This window comes from Lewinella sp. IMCC34183 (assembly GCF_003390915.1).
In the GTDB taxonomy this organism is placed as follows: Bacteria; Bacteroidota; Bacteroidia; order Chitinophagales; family Saprospiraceae; genus Neolewinella.
Genome location: NZ_QMEM01000003.1, coordinates 145,142 through 172,077, shown reverse-complemented (window position 1 = coordinate 172,077; position 26,936 = coordinate 145,142). Strand labels below are relative to the sequence as shown.

At 61.4% G+C, this 26,936-nt stretch carries 25 protein-coding genes; 6 read left to right on the top strand and 19 right to left on the bottom strand.

What is annotated here, in order from left to right:
- Window positions 1-29 precede the first annotated feature (29 nt).
- Window positions 30-1,754 (top strand): ABC transporter substrate-binding protein, encoded by a 1,725-nt coding sequence (locus DQG19_RS08255; RefSeq protein ID WP_157974403.1) that lies wholly within the window; start codon window positions 30-32, stop codon window positions 1,752-1,754.
- 8 nt (window positions 1,755-1,762) lie between these two features.
- The gene (locus tag DQG19_RS08250; RefSeq protein ID WP_116125785.1) at window positions 1,763-2,890 is read left to right on the top strand and encodes an energy transducer TonB; all 1,128 of its coding nucleotides are present in this window, start codon (window positions 1,763-1,765) and stop codon (window positions 2,888-2,890) included.
- Window positions 2,891-2,908: 18 nt separating this feature from the next.
- Here the strand turns inward: DQG19_RS08250 and DQG19_RS08245 are convergent, their stop codons facing one another.
- Both DQG19_RS08245 and DQG19_RS08240 read right to left on the bottom strand, forming a co-directional pair.
- Window positions 2,909-5,689: a 2-oxoglutarate dehydrogenase E1 component gene (locus tag DQG19_RS08245; protein ID WP_116125784.1), complete on the bottom strand. Its 2,781-nt coding sequence runs from the start codon at window positions 5,687-5,689 to the stop codon at window positions 2,909-2,911.
- Window positions 5,690-5,734: 45 nt separating this feature from the next.
- On the bottom strand, window positions 5,735-6,535 hold the full coding sequence (locus tag DQG19_RS08240; protein WP_116125783.1) for an SDR family NAD(P)-dependent oxidoreductase: 801 nt from the start codon (window positions 6,533-6,535) through the stop codon (window positions 5,735-5,737).
- A gap of 116 nt (window positions 6,536-6,651) precedes the next feature.
- Here DQG19_RS08240 and DQG19_RS08235 point away from each other — a divergent pair, with 116 nt between their 5' ends.
- Window positions 6,652-7,083, top strand: coding sequence for a phosphoheptose isomerase (locus DQG19_RS08235; protein WP_099105161.1), 432 nt, complete (start codon window positions 6,652-6,654; stop codon window positions 7,081-7,083).
- A 325-nt stretch (window positions 7,084-7,408) separates the two neighbouring features.
- Here DQG19_RS08235 and DQG19_RS08230 read toward each other — a convergent pair whose 3' ends face one another.
- The 6 genes from DQG19_RS08230 to DQG19_RS08205 all read right to left on the bottom strand — a co-directional run bounded on the left by DQG19_RS08230 (window position 7,409) and on the right by DQG19_RS08205 (window position 14,442).
- Window positions 7,409-8,755, bottom strand: coding sequence for an efflux RND transporter periplasmic adaptor subunit (locus tag DQG19_RS08230; protein ID WP_116125782.1), 1,347 nt, complete (start codon window positions 8,753-8,755; stop codon window positions 7,409-7,411).
- Window positions 8,756-8,779: 24 nt separating this feature from the next.
- Window positions 8,780-10,228 (bottom strand): TolC family protein, encoded by a 1,449-nt coding sequence (locus tag DQG19_RS08225; RefSeq protein ID WP_157974402.1) that lies wholly within the window; start codon window positions 10,226-10,228, stop codon window positions 8,780-8,782.
- A 92-nt stretch (window positions 10,229-10,320) separates the two neighbouring features.
- On the bottom strand, window positions 10,321-11,703 hold the full coding sequence (locus DQG19_RS08220; protein ID WP_116125780.1) for a DUF5103 domain-containing protein: 1,383 nt from the start codon (window positions 11,701-11,703) through the stop codon (window positions 10,321-10,323).
- A complete protein-coding gene (locus tag DQG19_RS08215; protein WP_116125779.1) occupies window positions 11,700-12,323 on the bottom strand; it encodes a DNA-3-methyladenine glycosylase in 624 nt (207 codons plus the stop codon). Before DQG19_RS08215 ends, DQG19_RS08220 begins: the two co-directional genes overlap by 4 nt.
- Window positions 12,324-12,362: 39 nt before the next feature.
- Window positions 12,363-12,740, bottom strand: a complete 378-nt coding sequence (locus DQG19_RS08210) for a hypothetical protein (RefSeq protein WP_116125778.1) — start codon at window positions 12,738-12,740, stop codon at window positions 12,363-12,365.
- Between the two features lie 31 nt (window positions 12,741-12,771).
- A complete protein-coding gene (locus DQG19_RS08205) occupies window positions 12,772-14,442 on the bottom strand; it encodes an AMP-binding protein (protein WP_116125777.1) in 1,671 nt (556 codons plus the stop codon).
- Between the two features lie 207 nt (window positions 14,443-14,649).
- Here DQG19_RS08205 and DQG19_RS08200 point away from each other — a divergent pair, with 207 nt between their 5' ends.
- Window positions 14,650-15,039 (top strand): hypothetical protein, encoded by a 390-nt coding sequence (locus DQG19_RS08200; RefSeq protein ID WP_116125776.1) that lies wholly within the window; start codon window positions 14,650-14,652, stop codon window positions 15,037-15,039.
- Between the two features lie 267 nt (window positions 15,040-15,306).
- Here the strand turns inward: DQG19_RS08200 and DQG19_RS08195 are convergent, their stop codons facing one another.
- The 6 genes from DQG19_RS08195 to DQG19_RS08170 form a co-directional block, all read right to left on the bottom strand.
- On the bottom strand, window positions 15,307-17,106 hold the full coding sequence (locus DQG19_RS08195; protein ID WP_116125775.1) for an acyl-CoA dehydrogenase family protein: 1,800 nt from the start codon (window positions 17,104-17,106) through the stop codon (window positions 15,307-15,309).
- Between the two features lie 143 nt (window positions 17,107-17,249).
- A complete protein-coding gene (locus DQG19_RS08190; RefSeq protein WP_116125774.1) occupies window positions 17,250-17,780 on the bottom strand; it encodes a DUF7010 family protein in 531 nt (176 codons plus the stop codon).
- A 34-nt stretch (window positions 17,781-17,814) separates the two neighbouring features.
- On the bottom strand, window positions 17,815-18,729 hold the full coding sequence (locus DQG19_RS08185; protein WP_157974401.1) for an FAD:protein FMN transferase: 915 nt from the start codon (window positions 18,727-18,729) through the stop codon (window positions 17,815-17,817).
- Window positions 18,730-18,769: 40 nt separating this feature from the next.
- Window positions 18,770-20,083 (bottom strand): Gfo/Idh/MocA family protein, encoded by a 1,314-nt coding sequence (locus DQG19_RS08180; RefSeq protein WP_116125772.1) that lies wholly within the window; start codon window positions 20,081-20,083, stop codon window positions 18,770-18,772.
- Between the two features lie 224 nt (window positions 20,084-20,307).
- The gene (locus tag DQG19_RS08175; protein WP_116125771.1) at window positions 20,308-21,210 is read right to left on the bottom strand and encodes a formylglycine-generating enzyme family protein; all 903 of its coding nucleotides are present in this window, start codon (window positions 21,208-21,210) and stop codon (window positions 20,308-20,310) included.
- 72 nt (window positions 21,211-21,282) lie between these two features.
- Window positions 21,283-21,789 carry a DUF4262 domain-containing protein gene (locus tag DQG19_RS08170; RefSeq protein WP_157974400.1) on the bottom strand — a complete coding sequence of 169 codons (507 nt, stop codon included), beginning with the start codon at window positions 21,787-21,789 and terminating at the stop codon, window positions 21,283-21,285.
- Window positions 21,790-21,993: 204 nt separating this feature from the next.
- On the opposite strand from DQG19_RS08170, the gene DQG19_RS08165 reads away from it, so the two are divergent.
- Entirely contained in the window at window positions 21,994-22,245 is a 252-nt protein-coding gene (locus tag DQG19_RS08165; RefSeq protein ID WP_116125769.1) for a YgjV family protein, read from the top strand.
- Here the strand turns inward: DQG19_RS08165 and DQG19_RS08160 are convergent.
- On the bottom strand, window positions 22,242-22,745 hold the full coding sequence (locus DQG19_RS08160) for a MarR family transcriptional regulator (protein WP_116125768.1): 504 nt from the start codon (window positions 22,743-22,745) through the stop codon (window positions 22,242-22,244). The two genes, DQG19_RS08165 and DQG19_RS08160, sit on opposite strands and share 4 nt — an antisense overlap.
- Before the next feature lie 191 nt (window positions 22,746-22,936).
- Between DQG19_RS08160 and DQG19_RS08155 the strand changes: the two genes are divergently transcribed.
- Window positions 22,937-23,122, top strand: coding sequence for a hypothetical protein (locus DQG19_RS08155; protein WP_116125767.1), 186 nt, complete (start codon window positions 22,937-22,939; stop codon window positions 23,120-23,122).
- 54 nt (window positions 23,123-23,176) lie between these two features.
- Here the strand turns inward: DQG19_RS08155 and DQG19_RS08150 are convergent, their stop codons facing one another.
- From DQG19_RS08150 to DQG19_RS08135, 4 genes are all read right to left on the bottom strand, one after another.
- Entirely contained in the window at window positions 23,177-23,929 is a 753-nt protein-coding gene (locus DQG19_RS08150; RefSeq protein ID WP_157974399.1) for a hypothetical protein, read from the bottom strand.
- Window positions 23,930-23,996: 67 nt separating this feature from the next.
- Window positions 23,997-24,857, bottom strand: a complete 861-nt coding sequence (locus DQG19_RS08145; protein ID WP_116125765.1) for a hypothetical protein — start codon at window positions 24,855-24,857, stop codon at window positions 23,997-23,999.
- A 173-nt stretch (window positions 24,858-25,030) separates the two neighbouring features.
- Window positions 25,031-25,594 carry a hypothetical protein gene (locus DQG19_RS08140; protein ID WP_157974398.1) on the bottom strand — a complete coding sequence of 188 codons (564 nt, stop codon included), beginning with the start codon at window positions 25,592-25,594 and terminating at the stop codon, window positions 25,031-25,033.
- A gap of 36 nt (window positions 25,595-25,630) precedes the next feature.
- Window positions 25,631-26,815 (bottom strand): PQQ-dependent sugar dehydrogenase, encoded by a 1,185-nt coding sequence (locus DQG19_RS08135; protein ID WP_157974397.1) that lies wholly within the window; start codon window positions 26,813-26,815, stop codon window positions 25,631-25,633.
- Between the last annotated feature and the right edge of the window lie 121 nt (window positions 26,816-26,936).

Below are 26,936 nucleotides of genomic sequence, written 5' to 3'. Positions count from 1 at the left end.
ACCTGATATGGACAGCCGTGCTAAGCGCTATGCTTGGTTGTACCAGGTCCGATTCTCAGGAAAACGACGGTGAGCGGCTTCCCTCCGAGAATGAGATTCGTATCGTGCTGAAGGCCGATCCGCCGGGGCTGAATCCTATCCTGTCGACGCACAGCCTGTCGCGGTACGTGTCGCAGCAGATTTTTCAGACACTGAACGCAAAGGATCCGGAAACTTTCGAGCTCCGCCCCTGCCTGGCCTCCCTGCCGGAAGTGGATACCTTACCGACCGGGGGCTTGTCCTACCGCTACCACCTGGACACCGCTGCCCGCTGGCCGAACAACGAACCGGTGCGCGTCTCGGACGTAATCTTCAGTCTGAAGGCGATGCTGAACCTGCGGGTGAATGCCGGGCCCTACCGTTCCTACTACAGTATGATCAGCGACATCGTGCCCGAGGAGGAAAGCGGGTGCTTTCGGGTACTCACCAAGGAGCCCTACCTGCTTGCCGCAGAGGCGATCGGTGACTTGTACATTTATCCGGAATACGCGTATGATCCTGCGGGAGACCTCCGGTCGGTGTCCCTGAGCGAACTGACCGATTCCGCTACGGCCAAGCGTCTGGAGAAAGAGAGCAAACCCCTGCTGCGCTTTGCCGATCGGTTCAACGATCGCCGCACGAGTACGGATCCCGACCGCATCGTAGGTAGCGGCCCCTACCGGCTTACGGGATGGGAGTCGGGCAGTAAGGTCCGCCTGGAACGCCGGCCCGATTACTGGGCTTCCGGCAGATCCGAGCCCTGGTTGATGGCAATCCCCGAGGTCCTGACTTTCCTCATCATAACCGACAATACGGCTACGGCAAATGCCCTGCGCAGCAACCTCGCGGACGTGGTGGTGGACATGCCCGTCGAGCAGTTTAAGGATCTTCGGAAGGAGGAATTCCTACAGCAACGGTATGACTTCATCACCGTACCCAGTTTCAAGTACTTCAATATTTTGCTCAACCAGGACGACCCGCTCCTGGCCGATAGCCTGACCCGTCGCGCGTTAGCCCACAGCGTAAACGTCGACAAAATTCTCTCGAACCTGCTTCCCAACCTAGCCGAACGCGTGATCGGCCCCGTCTTACCCACCAAGGAGTACTACAACCGGGAGTTGCCGCCAATTCCCTATGATCTTGCCAAGGCCCGCGAACTGCTGCGCAAGGCCGGATGGGAGGACACGGACGGCGACAACGTGCTGGAGAAGGTCATCGATGGTGAACGACGTGACCTGCGGTTTGACCTGCTCTCTTTTCCGACGCCCACGAGTGAAGCGGTCTCTATCGTAACCGCCCAGGGAGCTAAAAAGGTCGGTTTCGACATTCGTGTGGTCCTGCAGGACCCTCACAAGGTCATGAACCGGTTGAACGGGGGCGAATACGTGGCGTCGTTCTACGGGCAGGGTTTCGAGCCGACCCCGGACGATTTTTCCCAGCTCTGGTCGTCCACTTCCATTCCACCGGCCGGCAGCAACCGGGGCAACTTCCAGAATTTCGAAGCGGACAGCCTGATCGATCGTATCGCTCTGACCACCGATGGCGCCGAGCGCGTGCCGCTGTACCGGCGCTTCCAAGAAATCGTTTACGACAACCAGCCGATGATCTTCCTGTATTCACCCTACGACCGGCTGGTGGTTTCGAAGCGTTTGCAGTACCAGGTGAGCTCGCTGGCTCCCAACCTCAACTTCAACGCCCTGGCCGTCGTCCCGTCGGACGGCCCGCCTACGCTCTAACCTTTGCCATGAAGTCTTTATTCGCCCTGCTCTTTTTCCTCCCCCTGGTGGTCTGCGGACAGGACACGACCGCCGTTGCCCTCGGAGACACGACCATTTATACCTTCGCCGACGAGGCGGCGCGCTTTCCGAGTCCCTGCGAACGGTACGATACGACCGCGGCGGCCAAATCACAGTGCGCGCAACAGTACCTGCTGGAATACGTCTACCAACGGGCGCTGTACCCGGCCGAGGCGCGGGAGCAGGGAATCAGCGGTACGGCCGTTGTCGCCTTCATTGTGGAGCGAAACGGGATGATTAACCGGCCCGAGGTCCTGCGTGACCCCGGCGGGGGAATAGGCCTCTCCGCACTGCGTAGCGTGGTCGGCATGGCCCGGGAAGTGCTTTGGCGGCCGGCAATCAAGGACGGGAAGCCCGTCCGCTACCGTGTGGTACTGCCGCTGCGGTTCCGCCTGGAGGAGCCCAAGCCCTATGTCCTGATCGGTCGGGATACCGTTTATACGGAGCTCACCAAGGGAGTGTCCTTCGTGGGGGCGGACGGCGACGTTTCGACCTATTTCGATCAGCACCTCACCTATCCCAATATTCCGCAGGACAGCTGTGCTACCGGGCAGCTCGACATGCAGCTCATCATCAAGCCTAACGGACTGGTGGAGGTAAACGATATCACCGACTACAACGACCTCGGTCTGGACTTTACTTCGAAGGCGATTGACGTGGCCACCGGATCCTACGGCAAATGGGTGGCCGCGGAGTACCAGGGCCGCAAGGTAGCCAGCGCGTACGACGTGAGCGTCACCTTTGCTCCGACCGACCCGGGGTGCGCCTACCTCATCGAAGACTACAACCGGGCCCTGGCGCTGATGCAGGAGGCCCAACTACTTACGGCCGACAGTACGAGCCTGGAAGCGGGGTTGGGCAAGATGGACGAAGCCGTGGACCTTTTCCCCCGGGACGGGCGGTTCCGCATACTTCGGGGACAGACCCGCCTCGATAACAACCTGCTCGCCGGAGCCTGTGAGGACCTGAGCCTGGCCAAAGAAATCGCCCTCATCGACTGGTACGACGCGATCCTGCCCCTCATCTGCCGGGAACCCGAAACCGAAACCGACGAAGTGGGGGCGGAAGGAAACTGACCCCCGCCCGCGCTTCTATCAGGACTTAGTGCCGAAGGCTTCCTCGACCAGGCGCTTCTGCTCCCGCACGTGCACCGGTTTGTAACCGGTTGCCGGGGAAGCCGTGGCCGGCCGGCCCACGTAGCGCAGGCGGGTATCGAAGCCAAGCGCGGTGTTGTACAGGAACTGGTCGCAGATGTACGACCATCCACCGGCGTTGCGGCTTTCTTCCTGAACCCAGATCCATTCGGCCTCCGGATACTTCTGCGCGAGATCCTTCAACTGGCGAAGGGGAAGCGGGAACAGCTGCTCTAGCCGTACGACGGCGACATCCTCCCGCTCTTCCGTGCTCTTGTGCTTGGCGAGGTCGAAGTAGACCTTACCCGAACAGAGGAGCAGGCGCTTCACCTTCTTGGCATCTTCCACGGTGGGGTCGTCGATTACTTCCTGGAAGCGCGTTCCCGGTCCGAAATCGTTGATCGAGCTAACGGCCATCTCGTGACGCAGTCCCGATTTGGGCGACATCAGAATAAGGGGCTTGCGGAAGTTCCAAGTAAGCTGGCGACGCAGCAGGTGGAAGAGGTTGGCGGGCAGGGTGACGTTCGCGACGACCATGTTGAACTCGGCGCAGAGCTGCAGGAACCTTTCCAGTCGGGCACTGCTGTGCTCGGGTCCCTGGCCCTCGTAGCCGTGGGGCAGGAAGACCGTCAGGCCGGACATCCGGCCCCACTTGCTCTCTCCGCTGCTGATGAACTGGTCGAAAACGGTCATCGCACCATTGGCGAAGTCGCCGAACTGGGCTTCCCAGATCACCAGGTTCTCGGGGCTGGCCGTGCTGTAGCCGTATTCGAAGCCGAGCACCGCGTATTCCGAGAGGAGCGAGTTGTAGATCCGCATCTTGCCCTGGTCTTCACTGAGACCATCCAGGCGATTGTACACGCTTTCGCCGTCCTGGCTCTTGAGGACCGCGTGCCGGTGGCTGAAGGTGCCGCGGCGTACGTCCTGGCCGGACATACGTACGTCGTGGCCTTCCATAAGGAGGGTGGCGTAGGCGCTGAGTTCGCCAAGTGCCCAGTCCAGCTGGTCGCTGCTGACCGATTGTTCGTAGTTATTGTATAGCCGGTTGACCTTGTTGACGGGGTCGAAGCCTTCCGGCAGGGTGGTGACGTGGTTGAGGATCGCCTGCATCTGCTCGAGCGGTACGCCGGTTTCCGGTGACTCGGAGAAGAAATCGTACTTCCAGTGATCGCGATTAAGCGCGCTCCAGGCCTTTTCGGGGGGCTGGTGGGTGTAGGGCAGGTCGCTGTTCTTCACCTTGGCGTGGAGATCCTGCAACTGCGACTTAAACTTTTTGGCCAGCTCCTTCGCCATCTTGGCCTGCACGTCCTTGCGCTTGACCAGGCGGTCGGTGTATACCTGACGCACGTCCGGGTGGCGCTTTACCCGCTCATACATACCGGGCTGGGTGTAGCCGGGGTCGTCGCCTTCGTTGTGACCGTTCTTCCGGTAGCAGAGCATGTCGATGAAGACGTCCGAATTGAAGTGATTGCGGTACTCCATAGCCAGCTTGGCCACGTAATACACCGCCTCGGGGTCGTCGCCGTTGACGTGGAAGACGGGCGCCTCGATCACGGTGGCAACACCACTGGCGTAGATGCTCGTGCGGGCGTCCTCGTAATCGGTGGTAAAGCCGATCTGGTTGTTGATGATGAGGTGGATGGTGCCCCCGGTGGTGTAGGCGTCCAGGCCGCTCATCTGGGCGGTTTCGAAGACTACTCCCTGACCGGCGATAGCGGCGTCGCCGTGTACCAGAATGGGGACGATTTTGTCGTAGTCGTTGCCGTAAAGCACGTCGGCCTTGGCACGCGCAAACCCTTCCACGACGGGGCCTACGGCCTCGAGGTGGCTGGGGTTGGGGGCCAGCTTTACGTTCACGGGCTTGCCCGGGCGGGTGTCGATCAGGGAGCTATAGCCCATGTGGTACTTGACGTCGCCGTCGCCCTTGATGTCGTCGGGAATGACGCCCTCGAACTCCTGGAAGATGCTTTCGTAACTCTTACCCATGATGTTGGCCAGCACGTTCAGCCGCCCGCGGTGGGCCATACCGATGACGACCTCGTCAACGCCGTCGCGGGCCGCCTCGTCGATGATGGTATCGAGCGCAACGATGGCCGCCTCGCCGCCTTCGAGGCCAAACCGTTTCTGGGCGGGGTATTTGGTCTTCAGGAAGTCTTCGAAGCCAACCGCGTCGTTAAGCGTATCCAGGATGTGGCGCTTATCCTCCAGTTGCAGGCCGTAGGCCTCTTCGGGGTGGTGCTTTTCGATGCGCTCGCGCAGCCACCGCCGCTTTTCGCGATGGAAAATGTGGTCGGTTTCGAAGCCGATGCTGCCGAGGTAGATCCGGTTAAGGTTGGCGACGATCTGCCGTAGAGTGCTGCCTTCGGGCATGAAGAACTGGTGGGCGGCCTTGAACACCTTGTCCAGGTCCTCCTCGCCCAGTTCGAAATCCGCCAGGGCGAGCCCCGCGTCGGGATCCTCGAACTCCTGGATGGGGTCGATATTGGAGGCGACGTGCCCGCGCATGCGGTACGCCTTGATGAGCGCGAATACGCCGAGTTCCTTCCGCACGTGATCCCAGTCGATCTCACCGCCGGCGGTGGCGGGAAGGCCCCCTTCGGGGGACGTCTCGGTGGCATAGTCAAAGCCGGAAAAGAAATCCCGCCAGCTCTCGTCTACGGAGTCGGGCGATTCGGCGTACTGCCGGTACAGCTGTTCGATATAACCCGGATGGGCATTCGCTAGGTGGGAATAATTGCTCATAATAGTTTTTTTCAACGCCTGCGTAAAGGGGTTGTTCAACCCCGATCAGCCATAGTAACGGCTCAAAACCCACTCCCAGGCCCGGCCGGGAAGAAGCCGCTGCGCGAGGGTGCTGATCTTCTGCACCGGTGCACCAATAACGTAGTGAGGGCCAAGGTCGTCTTTGTCCAGGATCTTTACCATCTCTCCCGCTACAAATGCGGCCGACATGCCGTGTTCGACGTTACCGGCCATGGCGTCGTCGGCCCGGCGGTACCGTTCCCGGTACAGCTCATCGAGTTCCGCGGCGGGCTGCCGGTACTGGGTGGCGATGGAGTTGGTGGCAATGTCTCCCGGGCTGACGCAGGCCACCTGGGTCGTTGAGCCCCGCAGTTCCAGGCGGAGGCTGTCCGACAGGGCGATCACGGCGGCCTTGCTGGCGCAGTAGGCCGAGCGGAAGGGGATGCCCATGTGGCCTGCGATGCTGCTCACCAGCAGCAGGCGACCGCGCGGGCTGCGGCGCAGGGCGGGCAGGGTGGCCTGGCAGAGGTTCCAGCTGCCCCAGAAATTGGTATCCATGATTCGCCGCGCCCGCTCCGCGGGCATACTTTCCACCGCACCCGCGCCCCCGACGCCCGCACAGTGGAGTACGGCATCGAGTCGGCCGTCGGAAATCCCGAGTAATTCGGTCATGGCCCTGTCGAGCGCCGCGGCGTCGCCGATGTCGGCCTGCAGGGAGGTAACCCCCGGCAGGGAAACGGCGCGGCGACTGAGGCCGAAGACCATCCACCCGCGGGTGGCAAGCAGGGGGGCCAGGGCTTCGCCGACGCCGGAAGAAGCGCCGGTCACGAGTGCGACGTTGGGCATGAAACTGGATTTGGTGGGGCCAAATTACGGGACAAATGAAGCAAACGACCGACCCCATGCGTTAAGGAAACGTACCTTTGTCTAACAATACTGACCCGGAATTCCAATATAACCGTATGGCTACCCCCGAAAAAGACCTGGAAACTACCTTCAACGAAAAAGGCGAACTCATCAGCCCCGTGCTTCCCGCCGGCGTTAAGAATTTCCTCATCGACATCGATGGAACCGTCTGCGACGACATCCCGAATGAGGAGCCAGAGCGCATGTCCACCTGCCTGCCGTACCCCGATGCCCTCCGCATCGTCAACAAGTGGTACGAGGACGGGCACATCATCACGTTCTTCACGTCACGCACCGAAGAGCACCGCGAGATCACCGAAGAATGGCTCAACCGCCACAACTTCAAGTACCACGGCATGCTCATGGGCAAGCCCCGCGGCGGCAACTACCACTGGATCGATAACCACATCGTGAAGGCTACCCGCTTCAAGGGCAAGTTCACCGACCTCATTGTAAAGAACCGCGACGTAGAGGTCTTCAACGACTAGCCCACCGGCTGCCCCCCCCTCTTCCAGCTTTCGATTGAATTCGCTTTCGCGGCGATCACGGGACAGGTGTGCTTACGAATACCGGGAAGAGACACCCTCGGTGCACCGCATGCGGCAACTCAGTTTCTGCGGGTGTGGATTTTATCACCCGGCGGTTGCATGTTATCACCTAAAAGCCTAACTTAGGATAAGACCCCCTATCATTTCAATCTAAAGAGACTTACTACACAACCACAATTAGCTCGGATCGGCTTGCGATCCACGTTCGTAATTCGTTTTGACTCTATTTTAAGGTACCCCGCCGCCTATGCGGCGGGGTATTTTTTTATTCCGCTTCGCCCTGGTAGAAAGCATCCTTCTCGACCACCGTTACCTTCTCGCCGGAGGAGAGGGTGCGCGACAGGGCGCCGTAGGGTCCCGCTACTACCTGTTCCCCGGCCTTCACGCCCGAGATCACCTGGATGAAGCGTGCGTCCTGTAATCCCGTGCGGACGGAAACCTGGTGCACGCTGTCGCCGGTAACTACGAATACTACCTCCTGCAACTCGGCGGTACCGGTGGCGGTGCTGTCCGTTTCGGGCTCGCGGGTGGCTACCGATTCGATGGGAACGGTCACCGCGTTGCGGGCCAGCTCGGTGAGGATGTCGACGCTGGCCGACATGCCGGGACGGAAAGGGTAGGCGTTGCCGCTGGAGACCAGGTCGGCGTAGCTTTCGGGGTTGATGCTGATGCGCACCTCGAAGTTGGTCACCTGATCGCTGTTGAGGACGTTGTCGGCCAAGCCGGCCGTTGTACTGCTGTTGGCGATCTGGGTGACGGTGCCGATGAAGGTCCGGTTGAGGTAGGCGTCGACCTCGATCTCGGCCTTGTCGCCGAGGTTGACGGTCGGCACGTCGTTTTCGCTTACTTCCACCCGCACTTCCATCGCGTTGAGGTTGGCGATCCGCATCAGTTCGGTACCCGTCATCTGGATGGTACCTACCACCCGCTCGCCCTGCTCGACGTTCAGCAGCGATACGACCCCACCCATGGGCGCGTAGATGGTCGTGCGCCGCAGGCTGGTGCGCAGCTCGTTGAGGGTAGCTTCGCTGGATTCGATGCCGTACTGGGCGGCCCGGGCGCTTTCCTCGGCGGCCCGGATATTGCTTTCGGCGGCGGAGAGGTTGGCCTCCAGGGCCCGGACGTTGGACTGGCTGGTCTCCAGTTCGGCCTGGCTCACCACCTCGTCCTCGAAGAGCTGCTGGTTGCGCTTCAGGATGTCGCGGGCGTTCTCCAACTGGGCCACGATCTGCTCCTTCTGGGCCTGCTGGGTATTGACCTGAGCGCGGGCGTTGGCCAGCTGGGCGCGACTGCTGTTCACGCCGGCCACGCCCCGGGCCACCTGCGACTGGTAGGCGTCGGCGTCGATCCGGGCGAGGAGCTGGTTGGGTACCACGCTGTCGCCCTCTTCGACGAAGAGCTCCACGACCTCGCCCGAAACGTCGGAACTGATCTTAACCTCCGTTTGCGGGAAGATCTTGCCGCTGGCACTGACCATTTCCTGGATATCACGGGAGGTTACTTCTTGGACGAATACCCGGGTACCTTCCTCTTCTCTTCCGGAGAAGACGATGATAAGTACCACGACGAGGGCGACCAGGGCTACGAGTAAGAGTATCGCTTTGCGAGACATGGAAAAACGTTTTGCGGGGTTAAATTACTGGAGGGAGAGGCCTTCACCGAGGTAAAACTGAATCACCTCCCGGTTGAAGATGAGCTGGTACTTGGTCCGGGTGAATTCCACGCGGGCCTGTTCCAGCCGGTTGGTGGCCGTGATCAGGTCGAGGCTGTTGGCCGCGCCGGCGCCGTAGCGCCGCTGGGTCACGTCATAGGCGTTCTGCGCCGCTTCGAGGCTCACCTGGGCGGCGCGGTAGGTTTCGCGGGCGGCCCGCAGGTCGCCGAGCGCGCGCTCTACGTCGGAGCGCAGTTGGTTCTGGGCCTGGGCGATGTCGAGGCCCGCGTTGATCCGTTGCAGCTCGGCCCGCTGCACGTTGATGCGGTTGCGGCCCTGGCTGAAGATGGGCACCGAAAGGTTGAGGCCGATCGACTGGCCGAAGTTCTGGTCGAGCTGCTCGAAGTAGGACAGCTTCGGAAACACCAGCCCCGTCTGGGAAAAGGTCGACAGGGTTGACTCCTCGCCGTTGATGATCACCGGAACCGGAGGGGCCTGGACGATTTCGACCTGGGAAGCATCCGGATTGTTGAAGTCCCGCGCCAGGTTGGAGTAATTCGTACTGACGTTGGCGTACAGCTGGAGGGAAGGCCGCATTCCCGCCCGGGCGATGTCGATCCCCACTTCCGCGGCGGACCGGCGCAGCTCGGCGGCGCGGATGGTGGGTTGCGTCTGCCGGGCCGCGGCCAGTACTTCCTGCAGGTTGTAGTCGCTGAAGAGCACCTCCTCCTCGAGGTCCAGGCTGGGCGTAGCGACGGTAAAGGAAGAATCGGGCTCCAGCTCCAGCATGAGCTGAAGGTCCAGCAACGCCAGGCGCACCTGATTTTCCAGTTCAACTACGGTGCGGCGGTTAGCGGCTTCCTGGGCTACGATGTCGTAGCGCTGCCCGGCGGGTACGCTGCCGGCCTCAATCAGTGCCTCGGTGTTGTTGAGCTGGTCGGTGGTGAGCTGCAGCTGGGCCCGCGCATTGGCGAGCTGCTCGCGGGTGAGCAGGATGGTCAGGTAGCTGTTGGCGACCATCAGGCCGATGTCGTTGGCGGTCACTTCGGCGTCGGTCTCGGCGGCCTGAACGTCCAGTTCGGCCTGCCGCAGGTTGTTGCGGATGAGCCCGCCGTTGTACAGGGTCACGGCCCCCTGCAGCTGGTACCCCTGGCTCAGGATGTTCTGGGCCTCGAAGGTGTTCGTGGTGGGGTCGATGGTCCGGCCGAGCTGGAGGTTGAAGCCCGTACCGCCGCTAAGCGTCGGCAGGCGGCTCAGCCGGCTTTGCCGCAGGTTGAGCCGCGCCAGGGAAGTGGCATTGTCCAACCGGCGGACCTGAAGGTTATTCTCCCAGGCGTAGGTAACCGCCCGCTCCAGGGTCCAGGTATCCGTCGACTGGGCCGCCAGGCCAAGAGGGAAAAAGAGTACTATCCAGAGGTGAGCTTTGAACCGCATGCTACTGATTTTATCGGTCAGCAAAACTACGGTTTCGGGCAGGGGAGCCAAATTTAATCTATCAACGGCCGAAACTCCTAGACCGGCCGCCGCTACAGGTTGCTGTTGGTCACCGTGGAGCCGACCAACCGATCGTAGCGTCCGCCCAACGGACGGTAGTAAATCAGGCCCAGGTAATCGTTTTCGGTAACGTCGAAACTGTCCTCGGTTTCGTCGTAGCCTACCCGGTCGCCGGGGCGCGCGAATTGACGGCCGGCCGGAGCCTCCTTGGCTAGGTCGGTCACGTAGTAGTAGTTGTAGAAGCCCTGCTTTAGGAGCACCCGCCCGACGTAGGCGTTGATGCTCGGATTCCAGACCATGCGGTAATCGTATTTCGTCTGCCACTCGGAGAAGGAACCGAAGAGATAGAGATCGCGGTCAATGGGCAGTCCGTTGCGGGTTTTAAAGATGAAGGTCACCTCGATATACTCGCCCGTATAGTCCAGCCCGAAACGCTCGTAGTTCTCCTGGAGAAATTCGTCCGCCAGGTTGACCACCGGCCGGTCCGTACGGAAGTTGACGAAGTCCCCGTTCAGGTCGAAGTACTGCAGGTAGACGCTGTTGGCCCGCGATTCCTCCGGGGCGAGCAGCATGGCGTAGAAGGTTCCTTCGTTGGTGATGCTGCTCACCTGCGTGCGGGGCGCCTGGACGGAGCGCACGTCCAGGTTGCGGAATTCGTTTCCGCCGCGGAAGATGATGCGGTCCTGGTAAGTGAACTGCACGTTCTCACGGCCCAGCAGATTCGGGGGCACGTCGGTGACGGCGTTGTCCCAGCGGCCGTTCTGGAGGACCGTGGCCGACAGCTCCTGCAGCGGCGAGCGCGGCTGCAGCTGCTTGGTATTGGCGGTGAGCCTGACCTCCTGGTGGGTTTGGATCTTGTCGACCACCGAGGGGCGGGTCACCTGGGCAGTCACTCCTACCAGGTTTTCGGACACCAAAAAGCGCCGGGTAATGATGGGGCGGTCGTTGTCCTGGGTGTCGTACACCACGAGGAGGTAGTTCCCGCTCTTCTCCAGGCGCATGTTGCGGTTGGGGAAGGTGAGATTATAGTGGGTGTACTGCATCAGCGTCCGCAGGCTGAAGTCGTAGTCTTCCAGGTAGTCGTTGGCGTAGCCGCTGTTGTACTCCAGCTGGCCGAGGTTGGACGGCCGCCAGTCGCGGTTACAGTGAATGAACATATAGGCGTAGCGGTGCACTTCCGGGGCCAGGTCGTCGAAGGTAAGCTGGAGCCGGGCCCCGCCGTTGAGGTCGATGACGGGGTAGGAGTGGGGGAAGCCGGCAATGTGCAGCCGTACGGTCTTGATGTTGTCTACGTAGGTATTATCGTAGAAGAAGTACTCGCTCGGCTGGGCGGTCAGCCCGCCCGCCAGCGCCAGGAAGAGCAGCAGGGCGGCGGTGCGCAGGTGCAGGGGAAAGTTGGCAATCCGTTGGTTCATGAAAAAGCGTTAAGTCGACTCACGAAGCGGGTGCCCCGTCGGTAGAAGCGCCACGGGCGGGCGGCCCAGTCGGGTCCGGCTCCGTCGATCCCGATGCGGGGAGTGGCCGCGATTTCCGCCTCCGGCACGCGTTCGTTCGGTGGCAGCAGGCACACCTCCCCGGTCGGATCGAGCAGGTCAAGGGCATTGTGGGCCCGCGATATCCCCAGGGCTTTGGTCACAACGCCGGGTCCCGCGCTTAGTTTCGGCCTTAAGATTTCCATATGACGGCGGGCCAGCATGGCGGGGAGGCCCCGCGTGGGCTCGACCGCCCGGATCAGGACGGCGTGGGGCGTCTCCCGGGGTCCGGTGATCACGTTGAACAGTTCGTGGATCCCGTAGCACAGGTATACGTAGCTGGTACCGGCGTCGGCGTAGAAGGGCTCCGTTCGCGGCGTGCGGCGGTGCCCGTAGGCGTGGCTGGCACGGTCGTCGGGCGCCCAGTAGGCTTCGGTCTCGGTGATGCGGCCGCCGGTTTCCGTGCCGTCGATCTGGGTCACGATCTCCGCACCGAGCAGGCCACGGGCGATCGCCACCGGATCGGCTCCGCGCAGGAATTTTCTGAAGTTGGACGGGTCCATCGTGGGGGAGTGAGAAAATACGGGACGGTGGGCGGCGGCTCACCGCGAAAAGTAGGGTTGGGCGAAAAAGGTATCGGCGCGGGGGACGGCCGGAGATGCGTACAGCAAGATGGTATCTCCCCGCTTGACTAGTCGGTTTCCCACGGCGATCACGTCGTCTATGCAGCGGCTGTAGCATTCCCGGTGGTCGACGCAGACCCTACACAGCGGGAAGGCCAGGTATCCGTTGACCAGGCCCACGCCGTTCTGAAACCGGAGCGACTCAACTGTCGTGTTGAGCGAGTCGGCCGTCGTAATCCAGGTGTACGATTCCCACTCCCGCTCCAGGGAGCGCTCCGTTAGGGGCGCGATCAGGCTAACGGTTTCGACAAGCAGCGCGGCGGCGGCAAGGTAAAGCAGGGTACTTTTCCAATCCACTGCGGTGCTTTGTCTGGGTAGGACGTGGCGATCAGGCTTCCCGCAGTTCCCGCCGCAGGATCTTGCCCACGTTGCTTTTGGGCAGATCGTCGCGGAATTCTACCTCCTTGGGGATCTTGTAGCCGGTAAGGTGTTCGCGGCAGTAGGCGACCAGCTCGTCCTTGGTCAGCGATTTGTCCCGTTTGACGACGTACAGTTTTACTACCTCGCCGGAGCGTTCGCTGGGGATGCCCACGGCGGCGCACTCGAGTACCTTGGGGTGGGCGGCCGCTACGTCTTCTACCTCGTTGGGGTAGACGTTGAAACCGGAGACCAGGATCATGTCTTTCTTCCGGTCCACGATGCGGAAGAAGCCATCCTCCGACATCATGCCGATGTCGCCGGTACTCAGCCAGCCGTCGGCAAGGACCGCGGCGGTGTCGGCCGGCCGGTTGTAGTAGCCCTTCATCACCTGAGGCCCCTTGATCTGGATCTCTCCCCGCTCTTCGGAGGTAGCCACCCGGTTTTCCTCCTCGTGCCAGATGCGGACCGCCGTATTGGGTATGGGTAATCCGATCGTGCCGATCCGCATCTTGTCGTTAAAGGGATTCATGGTGGCGACGGGGCTCGTTTCCGTCAGTCCGTAGCCCTCGCTCAGGGGGGTGCCGGTGATCTTTTGCCACTTCTCGGCTACCACGCGCTGGACGGCCATACCGCCGCCGCCGGTGAGCTTCATGTGGCGGAAGTCAAGTTTTTGAAAGTCCGCGTCGTTGAGCAGGGCGTTGAAGAGGGTGTTGACCCCCGTCATGGCTTCGATGCGGTTGTCCTTGAATGCCTTAACTACGGTGCTCAGGTCGCGGGGGTTCGTGATGAGCACGTTGCACATACCGAGGCCGAAGCCCGCTACGGCATTAACCGTAAAGGCGAAGATGTGGTAGAGGGGCAGGGGGCACAGCATGCGGCCGTCGCTGCCGACTTCCAGTTTCTGGGTGAGCCAGGCGTACATCTGCTGGGCGTTGGCGACCAGGTTGGCATTGGTGAGCATGGCCCCCTTCGATACGCCGGTGGTGCCGCCGGTGTACTGCAGGGCGATGGTGTCGTCGGGCTGGCCGTTGAAGGTGGGGAGCTGGTGCTTTTTACCTTCGTCGAGGGCGGTCTGGAAAGTGACGGCGCCGGGCAGGTCGTACTTCGGCACCATGTTCTTGACGTTGCGTACTACGAAGTTGGTGAGCCCGCCCTTCATCCAGCCCAGCATTTCGCCGATACTGGTGGTGATCACGGTGGTAATCTGGGTTTCCTTGATGATCTGCTGCAGGTTGCTGGCGAAGTTCTCCGCGATCACGACGGCCTTGGCCCCACTGTCGTTGAACTGGTGCTTCATTTCCGGCGGGGTATAGAGCGGGTTGGTGTTTACGATGACGAGCCCCGCCTTGAGGATGCCGTGCAGGGCCACCGGGTACTGCAGCAGGTTGGGCATCATGACGGCCACCTTGTCTCCGGGTTGTAACCCGCGGTAGTGGAGATAGGCGCCGAAGGCGTCGCCGAGTTCGTCCAGTTCGCGGAAGCTCATATCACGGCCCATGGAGGAGAAGGCAGGTTTTTTCCCGAACTCCTTCATCTTGGCTCGCAGCATCGCTACGAGGGTGGGGTAGGCGTCGGTATCGACGTTCGCGGGGATGCCGGCGGGATAATGGGCGAGCCACGGGCGCTGGTCGGTAGTCATGGAAATTCGATTTTAAGCTAGGTGAGTGGTAAAGTAACGCGGATGGCTGAATTATGTGTAGGGACAACCCCGGGACCGCTCAAAGCGTTCTACATAAAGCATCCGAGAAACGGCGGTCGCCCCGAAACGGTGGTACGTAACCGTAGCTCTCGCGATTTTTGCGCATATTCGCTATCCACACAATCTAGTTAAACTTCCCTACCTACAATGGAAAATGGAATCCTCACCGACGCTCAGCAGAAAGACGCTGAGTTGATCCAGACCCTGCTCGATAAGATCGTCACCAAAAAGGGCTTTGACAACATCAAGGCCAACGCGGAAGGCTACGAAACCCCCGCCAAGATCCGACGCAGCAAAGACACCGAAGAATACTTCATTCCCGATGTCACCGGTGAGGTCAACGGCCGCAAAAGCTATTTCGAACTCGGCCTCAAGACCGACGACGAACGCGAACTCGTCACCAAGTGGCGCCTCCTCAGCAGCCTGGCCGCCTATAAGCACGGTAAGCTGTACCTGGCCGTCCCCCGGGGGCACATGGCTTTCACGAACCGCATTTTGGCCGATTACCCGATCCAGGCGGAAGTGGTTAAGATCTAGGATTAGAGGCACGGTCGCTACGTTCCTGTGCGGTAGACGGCCTTTGACCTGGAATAGAGCGCTTCGCGCGGTAGAGAGCTGCTCGCTTCGCTCGCGGCCAGTAGAGCCCAAACAAGGAGACCCGATTTGCAGAAGCAAATCGGGTCTCGTTGTTTGGGCGTGTCTCCCGCGAACGAAGCGCTCTACCAAAAAACGAGCGGAGCGAGTTTTTCACTAACACAGCGCGCAGCGCGTCTACCGCATAGCGAGCGCAGCAAGCTTGTGTCTCTAAAGATTGTAAGCGTCACCGTCGATCAGCAAGTCCGCCACCATCCGGCGCAGCTTCTTCACGTTCTGCGGGGGATACTTCGTAAAGCGCTTGATGCCCATGGTGAAGGTCCGCAGCAGGTCGCCCTCTACGAAGCTGGCCACGGCATCGGTCGCGTTTTTGGCCATGCGGGCCGTGACGTCGTGCAGGTAGGTGCGCAGGATGGCGTCGTAGATGTCCTGCGGGTGCTGGCCGGTGCCGGCTTCCCGCAGCTTGCGCACGCGCAGCAGCGTGCTTTCGGCCTGGAGCAACTCACCAAGCATGTCGGCGACGTTCATCACGATCTCCTGCTCGCTCTTCAGGTTGAGCTTGCCCTCCATCTGCTGCTTAGCGGCGGCACCGGCGACCATGAGGATGAGTTTCTTGAAGTCAGCTACGGCCTTGATCTCCTCGCCGTAGTCTCCCGTCGGCCGTTCCAGGCTGGGCATGCCGCTCAGTTCCTTCTGCACGTTCCAGGCGGGACCCACGATGTCCAGGGCACCCTTCATGGCGCGGCGCAGCAGCATGTCGACGCTCAGTAGCCGGTTGATTTCGTTGGTACCCTCGTAGATGCGGTTGATGCGGCTGTCGCGGTACATGCGCGGTGCCAGGGTTTCTTCACTGTACCCCATGCCGCCGTGGATCTGCACGACCTCGTCTACGGTATAGTCGAGCGTTTCGGAGCCAAGGAACTTGAGCAGGGCACACTCGATCGCGTACTCCTCCGCGCTCAGCAGCTTGGCCTGGCTGAAGGTCTTGCCCTCCGCCATGAGCTGCTTGTTCATGTCCTGGATCTGCTGACTGACCCGGTACAGGGCGCTCTCGCCGGCGAAGATGCGGATGGCCGCTTCGCCGATCTTGTACTTCATGGCCCCGAAGTTGGCAATGGGCTGTCCGAACTGTACGCGCTCGTTGGCGTACCGGATGCCCACTTCCAAGGCGCGCTTGGCGCCGCCCACGCTGAGGGCATGCAGTTTGAAGCGACCGACGTTCAGGACGTTGAAGGCGATCAGGTGGCCCTTGCCAATCTCTCCGAGGCTGTTGCCCTTCGGTACGCGTACGTTCTCGAAGAACACCTGTCGGGTAGAGCTGCCCTTTATGCCGAGCTTGTCCTCTTCCGCGCCGAGGGTAAGCCCCTCCAGGTTGCGGGGCACGATGAAGCCCGTAAACTTGTCGCCGTCTACCTGCGCGAATACGATGAATACGTCCGCAAAGCCGGCGTTGGAGATCCACATCTTCTGACCGTTCAGGACGTAGGCGTCACCGTCCAGCCTTGCGGTCGTTTTGGCACCCATGGCGTCCGACCCGGAGCCCGGTTCGGTCAGGCAGTAGGCGGCCTTGAGCTCGCCGTTGATCAGGCGGGGCAGGTATTTCTCTTTCTGCTCCTCCGTGCCGAAGTACAGGATCGGCAACATGCCGATGCCCGTGTGTGCCGCATAGGATACGGTGAAGGATCCCGAACTGCCCCCCATGACCTCACAGATCAGGGTGTTGGAGTTGGTATCCATTTCCATGCCGCCGAACTGCTCCGGCATGTGACTGCCGAGCAAGCCCAATTCGGCCATCTTCTCGAGCAGGCGGGGGGCGATGTTGTCTTCCTGCTTCTCGATCTTGTCCAGATTGGGCTTGATCTCCTGATCGATGAAGTCCTGCACCATCTGCCGTACCATCTGCTGCTCCTCGTTGAACTCCTCGGGAACGAAGGTGGTCTGGTAATCGGCGTCGGCAATGAGGAATTCTCCTCCTTTCAGGACGTTCTCACGGGTGAGCGTGGCGGACATAAGCGGTGGGATTGAATATGGTTAGCGAAAATTCGCTGTGAAGTTACTCCCTAATAACGAGGGAAGAAAGGCGGAGTTGCCTTTTTAGCGAATTTTCGCTTTCCAGCGCTACTCGGGAAGCACCGCGATACCGTCGGGAACCGTTACCGGCTGGACTGCCTCCGGTAGAGGTAGCCCGCAAATAGTACTTCCGTACCCCCACCCAGCAGCGCGGATACGTACAGCGGCACGCCGGTCACTAGGCACACGACTCCTAGGGCGATCAGTACACCGCCGAGCGCCCAATACGTGCGGTTTCCGTACATACTCCGGAAAAGGAGGTAGCGCGTTCCGATGACGAGCAGCATGGTGGGGTAGAACCACGGTTCCCGGAGCTGAAAGACGAGCCAGGCCAGAAAGAGTCCCACGAAGAGCAGGACCGTCGATTCTATCGCCAGGCCCGTCAGGGGATTTTCGGCATCCGCCTTCCCGCTGCGCCCACCGAGGCGGCAGAGAGCAACTCCGGCAGGATGGATCAGCATGCCCCCGAAAAAGAAAGCAAGCAGGCTGGTAGTGGGGATGGTCCAGTACGCCAGCAGGCCCGCCACCAGCCAAACGATCCCGGAAGCCAGCACACCGGGCGCGCCCCCGAGAAAGGCGTCATTTATGTCGCGCTGGGCCGCGTTGAATTCAATAGGCAGACGGTTAGGTGGGGCGGGTTACCCGAAATTATCGTTCGGGCAGAAACCAATATACCCTGGCGGATCGAAAAAGGGCCGCCACGCGCCTCTTCTTCCCCTCCCCGATCACGCTGGCCGCCGACGCCAGTGCATCGGCCACCATCGCGGTAGGGGCCACGACCGTTACTTCCCGCGGATCGGTGAGTCCGTAGCCCGTCCGTGGATCGATGAGGTGGCTGTACCGCTGGCCGTCGTGCTCCAGGTACCGGAACCGCGACCCGGAGGTAGCTACGGCTACCCGTGAAGTATCCACCGGGCCGGCGGGTACCCTGATCCGCCAGCCGGCCCGTTGCGGGGGCGGATCCCCGAGCAGGAGGTCACCGCCGCCGTCGATCAGGAAGCGGGGCAGTCCGGCTTCCACCAGGACGGCCGCGGCAGCATCCAGGGCGTACCCCTTGGCTACGCCTCCCAGGTCGAGTTGCATACTATCCCGGCCCAGCCAAACCCGGTCACCGCGGCCCAGCCGCAGGCACTGCCATTGCACCCGCGCCCGTGCCGCCCGAACGGTTTCCTTTCCGGGGAAGCGTTGCTGCCGGAAAGCGCGCCGCCAGACTTTGGTCAGTGGCCCTACCGTAGGGTCAAAGGCACCCCGGCTGCGACGCGCGAGGGTGCGGGAGAAGCGCAGCACCCGGTACAGGTCGGCACTCACCGGATAAAAGCGGCGGGGGGGCAGGCGCGCCAGGCGGTTGATCTCGCTGTCGGCCCGGTAGTCGCTCATCGACTGCTCGATCTGCTCCACGCGGGCGTAGGCCGAATCGATCGCACGCCGGGCGGCTGCCGTATCGAGGGCGTAGACGGTCATCGCCCACGGCGTACCCATGGCCGCCCGCTCGACCGTGACGCGGTGCTGGGCGACCAGGAACGGTGCGCACACCAGGAGCAGGGCCACCAGCGTAATTCTCACGATTGTGTAGTCGGTTTACTCGTCCCCGAAGTGCGGGGCCCTACATCACCTTGGTTTCACCGGGTACCGGTACGGGGTAGTAGCCGCTGGGCAGGGGCAGGATCGGCGGCGGCGCGTCGAAGGCGTAGGTGGCGGGGGAGAGGTCGAGGTCGGAATTCATCGCCTCCTCCCAGCTCACGACCTGGCCGGAGTAGGTAGCCATGCGGCCCATGAGGGCGGTGAGGGTGCTTTTGGCGCCGTTTTCCGCGTCGGCGAACTTGTACTCGCCGTCGGCAATAGCCTTGAAGAGCATGTCGTGCTCCGCCTGGTAGGGGTTGGGGTCGCGGCGGGCGTTGTGGTCGAGCAGTACGTAGCCCGACTTGGTCATCAGTTTGCCGGGGGCGGGGGCCGATCCGTTGGTACCCTGGAACTCCTCGGTCACCTTGTTGGCGCATCCGGGCCAGTGGCGGCACTGGCTGATCATGCGGCTACCGTCGGCGTAGACATACTCAACGGCGTGGTGGTCGAAGATCTCGCCGTGCTCCTTGCCGTTGCGCATGTGGCGGCCGCCGAAGCCGCTGGCCGTGGCGGGGTAGTCCTGCTTCACCCAGTTGCCTACGTCGAGGTTATGGATGTGCTGTTCGTTGATGTGGTCGCCGCAGAGCCAGTTGAAGTAGTACCAGTTGCGCATTTGGTACTCCATCTCGGTCTGTTGCTCTTCGCGCGGCCGTACCCACACGCCGCCGCTGTTCCAGTAGACGTAGCTGGTGGTGATGTCACCGATCGCGCCGTTCTGCAGCATGTCGATCCAGCCGTCGGTGTAGAGCTTCTCGTAGTGGCGCTGCAGGCCGACCACGACGTTGAGCTTTTTCTCCTTGGCTTTTTCGGCGGCCTTAAGTACGCGGCGCACGCCCGGGCCATCTACGGCCACGGGTTTTTCCATGAAGACCTGCTTATTGGCATCCACGGCCGCCTCGAAGTGGATCGGCCGGAAGCCCGGGGGCGTGGCGATAAGCACCACGTCGACCAGTGGGATCACCTGCTGGTAGGCATCGAAGCCCACGAACTTATGCTCTTCGGGTACGTCGAGACGGTCCGCGTCCAGTTCGTTATCGGCCAGCTGCCCCTTGATGCCGTTGTAGGCCTGGTCGAGGCGGTCGCGGAAGGCGTCGGCCATGGCGACGAGCTTTACGTTCTGTTCGGTGGAAAGCGCCTGGGTGGCGGCTCCCGTACCACGCCCGCCGCAGCCGATGAGGCCGATGCGGATTACGTCGGCTCCGTCGATGTGCGCGTTGGCGCGCAGCTGGGAGGAAATGGCCAAGCCGCCGGCGAGGGCAGTGGTCTTCTGCAGGAAGGATCTTCTATCTAATGGCATGATCGGGAGTTATTTTTTTTGGGTTTTGGTAAGTGGATGGAAGTACGATTTACAATTTACCATTTACCATTTGAAATTGGCGGCTTTGCTCGCTGTGCTCGTGGGGGGGGGGAAATGGTAGTCTTTTAGTTCTGTAGTTCTGTAGTTCTGTAGTTCTGTAGTTCTGTAGTCCTGCGGGGGATGCTCGCTTCGCTCGGTTGCGGGAATGCAGTGCGGGTTAGTCACTAATCAACGATAGCTTCTGCGAAGAAGGCCTCGACTTCCTCTTCCGAGGGTTGTTTTTCGGGCGAGACGAGCCGGAAGCCCAGGAAGGGGCTGTCCACGTTCCACCACTTGCTTTTGGGAATCTGCGGGTCGCGGGCCTGCCAGCGGGGGCTGGATTTTTCCCGGGTGGTACAGCCGGCCTCCTCGGTGTAGGTGTCGAAGGAGCCGCCCTTGACAGTGCGGGAATGTTTTCCGTCGGGGCGCATCCAGGGGTCCTGTCCGTCGCCGAGGCGGGCGGTGTAATCGTCGTAGTACTCGTCAAGCGTCCACTCGCTGACGTTGCCGATCATGTCGTAGAGGCCCCAGGCATTCGGGGCTTTTTCCCCCGTCTTATGGTAGGTCTCTTCGCCGTTTTCGTAGAGCCAGGCGAGGTCTTGGAGGTCGGCGGGGTCGGGTTCCTCACCAGCCAGGCAGGCGTATTCCCACTCGGCCTCGGTGGGCAGGCGGAAGAAGCGGCCGGTCTTTTCGTAGAGCCACTCGCAGTACCGCAGGGCGGCCTGCTGCGTGATGTTGACCTCGGGGTACCCCCCGCGGGTGCCCATGCCGTAGGTGAAGTCAAGATAGGGTGGGGACGGGCGGCTCACAGCGTCGGCGTCCCAGCCCTCGGCGGCGGCCAGGGGCGTGTCGTTTTCCCGTTCCTGAAAGATTCGGTAGGCGTCGTGGGTCACCTCGTGGGCCGAAATGGCAAAGGGGGAAAGGGTAACGGTCGCTTCCTCCCCACTGGGGGAGAAGGTACCCCCCGGCAGCGGCACCAGGGTAAAGGAGATCTCGGTACCCGGAATGTTCACCGTTTCCGGATCGGACTGGGCGGCAAGCGCGGGTGCAAGGAAAAGCAGGAACGTAAGGGACGTCAGGATATGCATGAATGGGGCGGGGTTTCAGCGCGGCCAGCCAAAATACCACTTCCGGGCAGAATGTCCCAATTCTAAATCGATTTACCTAATACCAAATGCCTGATACCTGCCCGACCTTCGGGGGTCGCCAGGCCACTGCGGCTGTTCAGTTACGACGCTTGTCCCGGACAAATCCGGGCCGCGGCCGTCTTCGCTATCCGACCACGCCACTTCGACGGCGGTAAACCCAACGTAGCCGTGGTAACCGGCGGCATAGGGCAGGCGTTCCCAGGTGCTGGGGGACGTCAACTCGCGCAGGTCAACCAGGCGATTCCTGAGCAAGCCCGGCATAAATTCCTTCCGGGGCGGTGGCGTGCCCGCGCGGACCATCCCGGCCAGCTGCGAGAGCAGCCCGTGCAGTTCGTCGGGCGACAGGCCGGCGGCGAAGAACTCGGGGTGTCGGGAATTATTCCAGAGACCAATCGTGTACGCCCGGGTTGGGTAGGAATGATTCGGTGGATGCACCGCGATGAACCAGCCGAAGCGCGCTACGTAATTCTGAATGTGCGCCTCCGCGGCGCGATGGTGTCGGTAAGGGGCTTCGTCCACGGGAGGTATAGGCTGAGCGATTATTGGTCAATGAACCCTACAAGGTAACTTGTTTAAACAACAAGGATCGGGCAGCGAAAAAAAATCAGGTAACCATGTAACGGGTTACGTAGTTGTGGGTTTACCTTTGTGTAACTGGTTACGTAGATCAGCGGAGGTTGCCTCCGGGTCTGCGGCAGTCCCCGTTCCTAAACTGCATCCGCTATGCACGAACTGACCGAGCTTCTGGGATACCTGGCCATCGCCGCCGGATTTTTTGCCATCACCCGTAAAGCCATGAACGGCTTTCGCCTCTGGCACCTCCTCTCCAATTTCCTCTACATCTTCTATGGCATCCTGCTTGCCTCGGGACCACTGATCATTTCCGGCGTGATCTTCGTACTTGTGCACGGGTACCACCTGCAGCGGGCCGGCTGCTTTACGGTTCGCCGGCCCCGACGCCCCCGCGGCGCCTAGCCGGCATCGGGATAGTCGCCGGTGGATAACTCCGCCACCATCCGCTCGTGGAAGTCGGCGTCGCGCATCTGTCCTTCCACGATACTGAGTTCTTCAAGCAATCGGGTCGAATAGCCCATCATTTCCGCGAGTACTCGTTCGCTGGCTTCCCAGTACGCATGCAGGCGGGGAAGTTCGGCCCGCGCCTTTTTGGACAGCGTCAACTGATACTTGCGGCCGTCGTCGGGATCCTCGACGGAGGTGAGGTAGCCTTTGCGCTTCATCTTCTTGGTGAGTTTCACCAGCGCGGGGTGGGAGAGGCCTAGGCTGGTGGCCATCTCGGTAACGGTGAGCTGTTCGTGCTTTTCCAGCAACAGGAAGACCATATGCCAGTTGGGTTCGATGCCGGCTTCCCGGACGTTGTAGAAGTCCTTGGTCTGGTACAGGAAGGCGTCGCTCAGCCGCTTCAGCCGGGCGGTCACCCCGTTGTAGCCCATCTCGGCCATAAAGTCCTCGTCCATAAAATTAAGTAATTGGTTACGGGAATGTACGCAGCCCCGGACAGACCGCAGACAACTCGCCCGGGCCCGTACCGTGTAACACGGTGCTGGCCGAGAAAAAGTTGGTTTTGGGGGCCGGAAGCAGACCTTTTTTGCGGGAAGCGTTGTTGGTCATTGTGATTATTCTTCCCACCTGACCCGATCCCACTAGTATGAAAAAAATTTACCAACTCCTTTTTCTGATTTCCGTTCTGCTCATCATTTCCGGCGCCTCCCTGCATGCGACGACCGGTCAGGAGTCGGTGTGGACCGATCTGCTTCTCGGGGGCGGCCTCCTGGGCACCTTTGCCGCTTTTTCCTTCTTTTTGCTCTTCGGCAAGGAGGAAGTAGCCGGGTAGCCCCCCCGGAAACCCTTGCACCCGCGTCCGCGCCCTGCCCGGTTGTGGCCATCGTTACGGGGTGTAGGGCTTCAGGTCCTGGCACTTGTCCACGCTGTTTTCCCGCAAGTAGCGTAGGTGCAACACCAGCAGCCGCCGGTTGTCGGTGTAGTTTCTCCGTTTGAAGGCGAGGTAGGTGTCCGGCAGATCCGCCTCCTCGAATGTGAACGTTCGATATAGATAAACATAGTACCCGCCGCCATTGCGGATGGCCAGGCTGTCGGCTACCCGTTCGTAGCGGTTCTTGAAGCGCTGATTGGTGACGTAGGCCAGGCCGTCTCCCGTCAGCTGGAGGTCCGAGCGGTCCGCATAATAGGAGATATGGCCCAGCTCGTGAATGAAGCACCCCACCTGGGCGGCGTAAGACGCGTTGCGGAAGTCGGACGGTTTGTCGCTCACATCGTCGGTGAAGATGGTGTACGTACGCCGCCGCCGGCCTCCGCTGAGGAGTTTGGGGCGGGCCGCCATGGAGGTGCGCAAGCTCTTCCGGACCAGGCGGATCTTTTGCGTGCGTAGTTTGGGGTAGAAGGAGAGCGCGGCCAGAATCTTGTCGCGGTACATGTCGGCTTCCAGATTACGCCCGAAGCGTTCCTCAAGCTCCGGCAGTACGGCGGCCACGATCGCGGAATCGATGGGGCGACAGCTGTAGCGGTATTCCGCGAGGGGGCTTTCGTAAGGTTCCTCGTAGAGGGCGGCGGGTGTGCCGCAGTGACTCAGCACCAAGAGGGAGACGGCGGCGGACAACGCGCGAAGAAAGGGGGTGAGCATTCGGCTAGGGTGAGACATGGAAGGGCACGCATGCTGACTAACAACGATTACGGGCCTGCTTGTTGTGTCAGGGACGGCGGTCGACCTGCAGCACCTTCTCGGCGTATGCTTTGTACGCCCTCAACTGCGTGGCCACCCACTCCGCCCAGTCTGCCTGCCGGTCGGGCGCGTCGTACACCTCGGCGTCGTACGCGTCCTGTTTGCGCTGGAGTTCGCGACTGACCTCCTGAAAGAGCGCATCGGCCTGGGCCACAAATTGCGGAAGGTTGGCCCCGCTGCTGTCTACGCGCGCCAGAAATTTGCGCACGTACAGTTCCGAGAGGTCGAAGTGAAGTTGCTCGTGGGCCAGGACGAAGCTGTCGAGTTCCGACGGTTTGAAGTAGGAGGAACGCGTATCGAAGTAAGTTTCCGCCACGACCGTATAGCGATTCGGAAAAACGGGGCTCCCCTCTGTCCGGTAGCGGAAGGTGCTGAAGGTAGCCGCCGTGGCCGGGCGCTTCTCGGTGCCCCCCTTGAAGTCCGTAATGGCGAGCCGCCGGGCGGGGTGCCAGAGGATCTCGTCCTCGTACCGTCCCGGGTCGGGAAGGGAGATGACGTCGGCGGTGATCCGGTGGCAGGTGCTCCAGGCGTTCGGTGGCTGGTGTCGGGTCACGATCAGGCCATTTCCCCCCATCCGCAGGGCCTCCGCCTTGGCCAGTTGCAGGGCGGTAGCGTAGTCGCAGTTGAGGGACAGGCTGCCGTCCTTGATCTCCACCCGCCCGAGCACCGTCACCCGCGAGCGGTCCAGGGTGTCCCGTTCGAAGAGGGCAAAGGGCGCGTAGTCGAGGTGCGCGCGGCTGCTGGCTTCCGGAGCTAGGGGGGTCGCGACGACCTTGGGGGAACAGGCCGATAGGCTGGCCAGCAGCAACAGGGAGAGCAGGTAGATCACCAGAGAGACAATTTTGTGAGCCCGCGTAAGTTACCGATGTCCCCCGAAGCCACCCTATACCCGTTGCGATTGGACCGGGGAAGGACATTCTCCGGATCGCGTCCGGAGCGACGCGGGGGGATTTTCGCAACCCAGTGCGTACGTAACACAGGACAGTTCCGCACCGCCGCCGATCAACCCCGCGGAAATCGCGCCCGTAACCGGGCGATCCGGAGGCGGTGATAGCGCTGCAGCAGTATGGGATAAAAATTACCCGCCACGTTGACGATGAGCGTCAGGATCGCCAGCCGGTACCTGCCGTGTAGAAGGAGATAGCCCGCGACCCCGGTAATGGCGATAAGGGGGAGCAGGTGCCCGAATTCGGACTTGCGCGACTGCACGTCTAGCCTGTTCATTCCCCCGCGCCGGCCGTCGAAGTAGCGCGCCCGCTGCGCCGCGCTGCTCCAGAGGGTAGCCAATAGCATGCGCCGGAAGAGGCCTACCCCCAGGAGACGGTACACGCGCATCAGCCGTGCGGGGCGGTGTATATGGTAGTAGGTCTCGGGCAGCAGGCGTTGCGTAGGCCAGGCGAAGCCCGCAAAGGCCACCACGCCCGTGATGAACATATTGATCACCCAGGCCAGGAACAGCAGGCCGAGAACACCGTCGGGCCGCAAATGCAGCAACGAACCGGTGAGCTTTAGCGATTGCCAGAGCAAAAAAACAGAAGCGACCGTAAGTAGGAGTTTCTTTACCATATTCGGGGCCGGTGGACCCACTGCCGAATCTACGGCTTATTGGCGCCCGATCCGCAGGAGCATTCCGTTGGCCTGCGTGAGATCGTTGCGCTCGACCAGCGCGAGGATGTCGCCGCCCGGCAGTTGCCGCAGGGTCCGCACCCGCCCTTCGATCTCCGTTCCGAAGGTTTCTCCCGTTTCGCGGTTGAACTTCATCAGCCGCCGGTAAGCCAGGGAACCAAAGAGGTAATTGCCGTTCCAGTCCGCCACTTTGCTGCCTTCCACCTTTAGCAGAGAGGCGGGGGCGACCGCCTGTCCGCCGTAGTCGGTAGGCACGGTCCAGTAGTGTTCCGGCAGGACGGTAAAGGTGGCCGCCGAATCCTCCGATATGGTAGATACGGGGCGTCCGTCGTAGTTGATCCCGTAGCTGAAGAGGGGCCATCCGTAGTTCTTTCCCGCTTCGATGACGTTGAATTCGTCGCCACCCTGCGGACCGTGCTCGATGCCGAGCAGCGTGTGGGTAACGGTATCGTACACCAGCCCCTGCACGTCGCGGTGGCCGTAGCTCCAGATGGTGGTAGGCGCGGCACTGTTGCCGATCAGGGGATTGTCGGGGGGGACGCTGCCGTCGGCCAGCAGCCGGTGGATCTTTCCGGCGTCGTTTTCGAAGTCCTGGGCGTACAGCAGGGGCTGATCGGCGGTGGAAAAGTCGGCGTTGCCCACCCCGAGGAAGAGGTGACTACTGTCCTGCCACACGATCCGCATACCGTTGCCCGTCCAGCTGAGGTTGCGCGTCGTGAAGATCGTGTCGAACCGCGTGGCCGTGTCGTTGCGGAACGTGAAGCGAACCACCCGGGCCAGCCCGTCCGGATCGAGGTAGGAGAGGTAGACCAGCTTATTACTGGCGTAATCGGGGTGCAGGCTCACCTCCATCAACCCGCCGTGGAGGATGGCCGGGATGCCGTCGATACCGAAGCTGCCGACCTGCGGCATTCCCTGAATCTCCTGGAGGGTTCCGTTGGTGTAGTGATACAGTTTACCTACCCGGTCGGTGATCAGGTACTCATCATCCCCGATGACGGCCGCGCCGTAGGGAATGACGAACCCCCCGGCAAGGGTATCTACCGTGAAGCGGTCCGCACTAAGGGGGTAGGGGGAGGGCGGGACTTCGACGCGGCTGTTTTGACAGGCAAGTGTACCCAGGATCATCGGCAGGGCTAGCAGGATAAGTAAGCGAATCACGATTGAGAAGTGTTACAGGTCAATATCGGTATCGGGGACGAAGGTCAGCGGCGAACCGCCCCGCCGCAAGTTCCTTCGACCGATGCCGCGCCGCAACTGACCAAAATCCGGTTGGCGCACG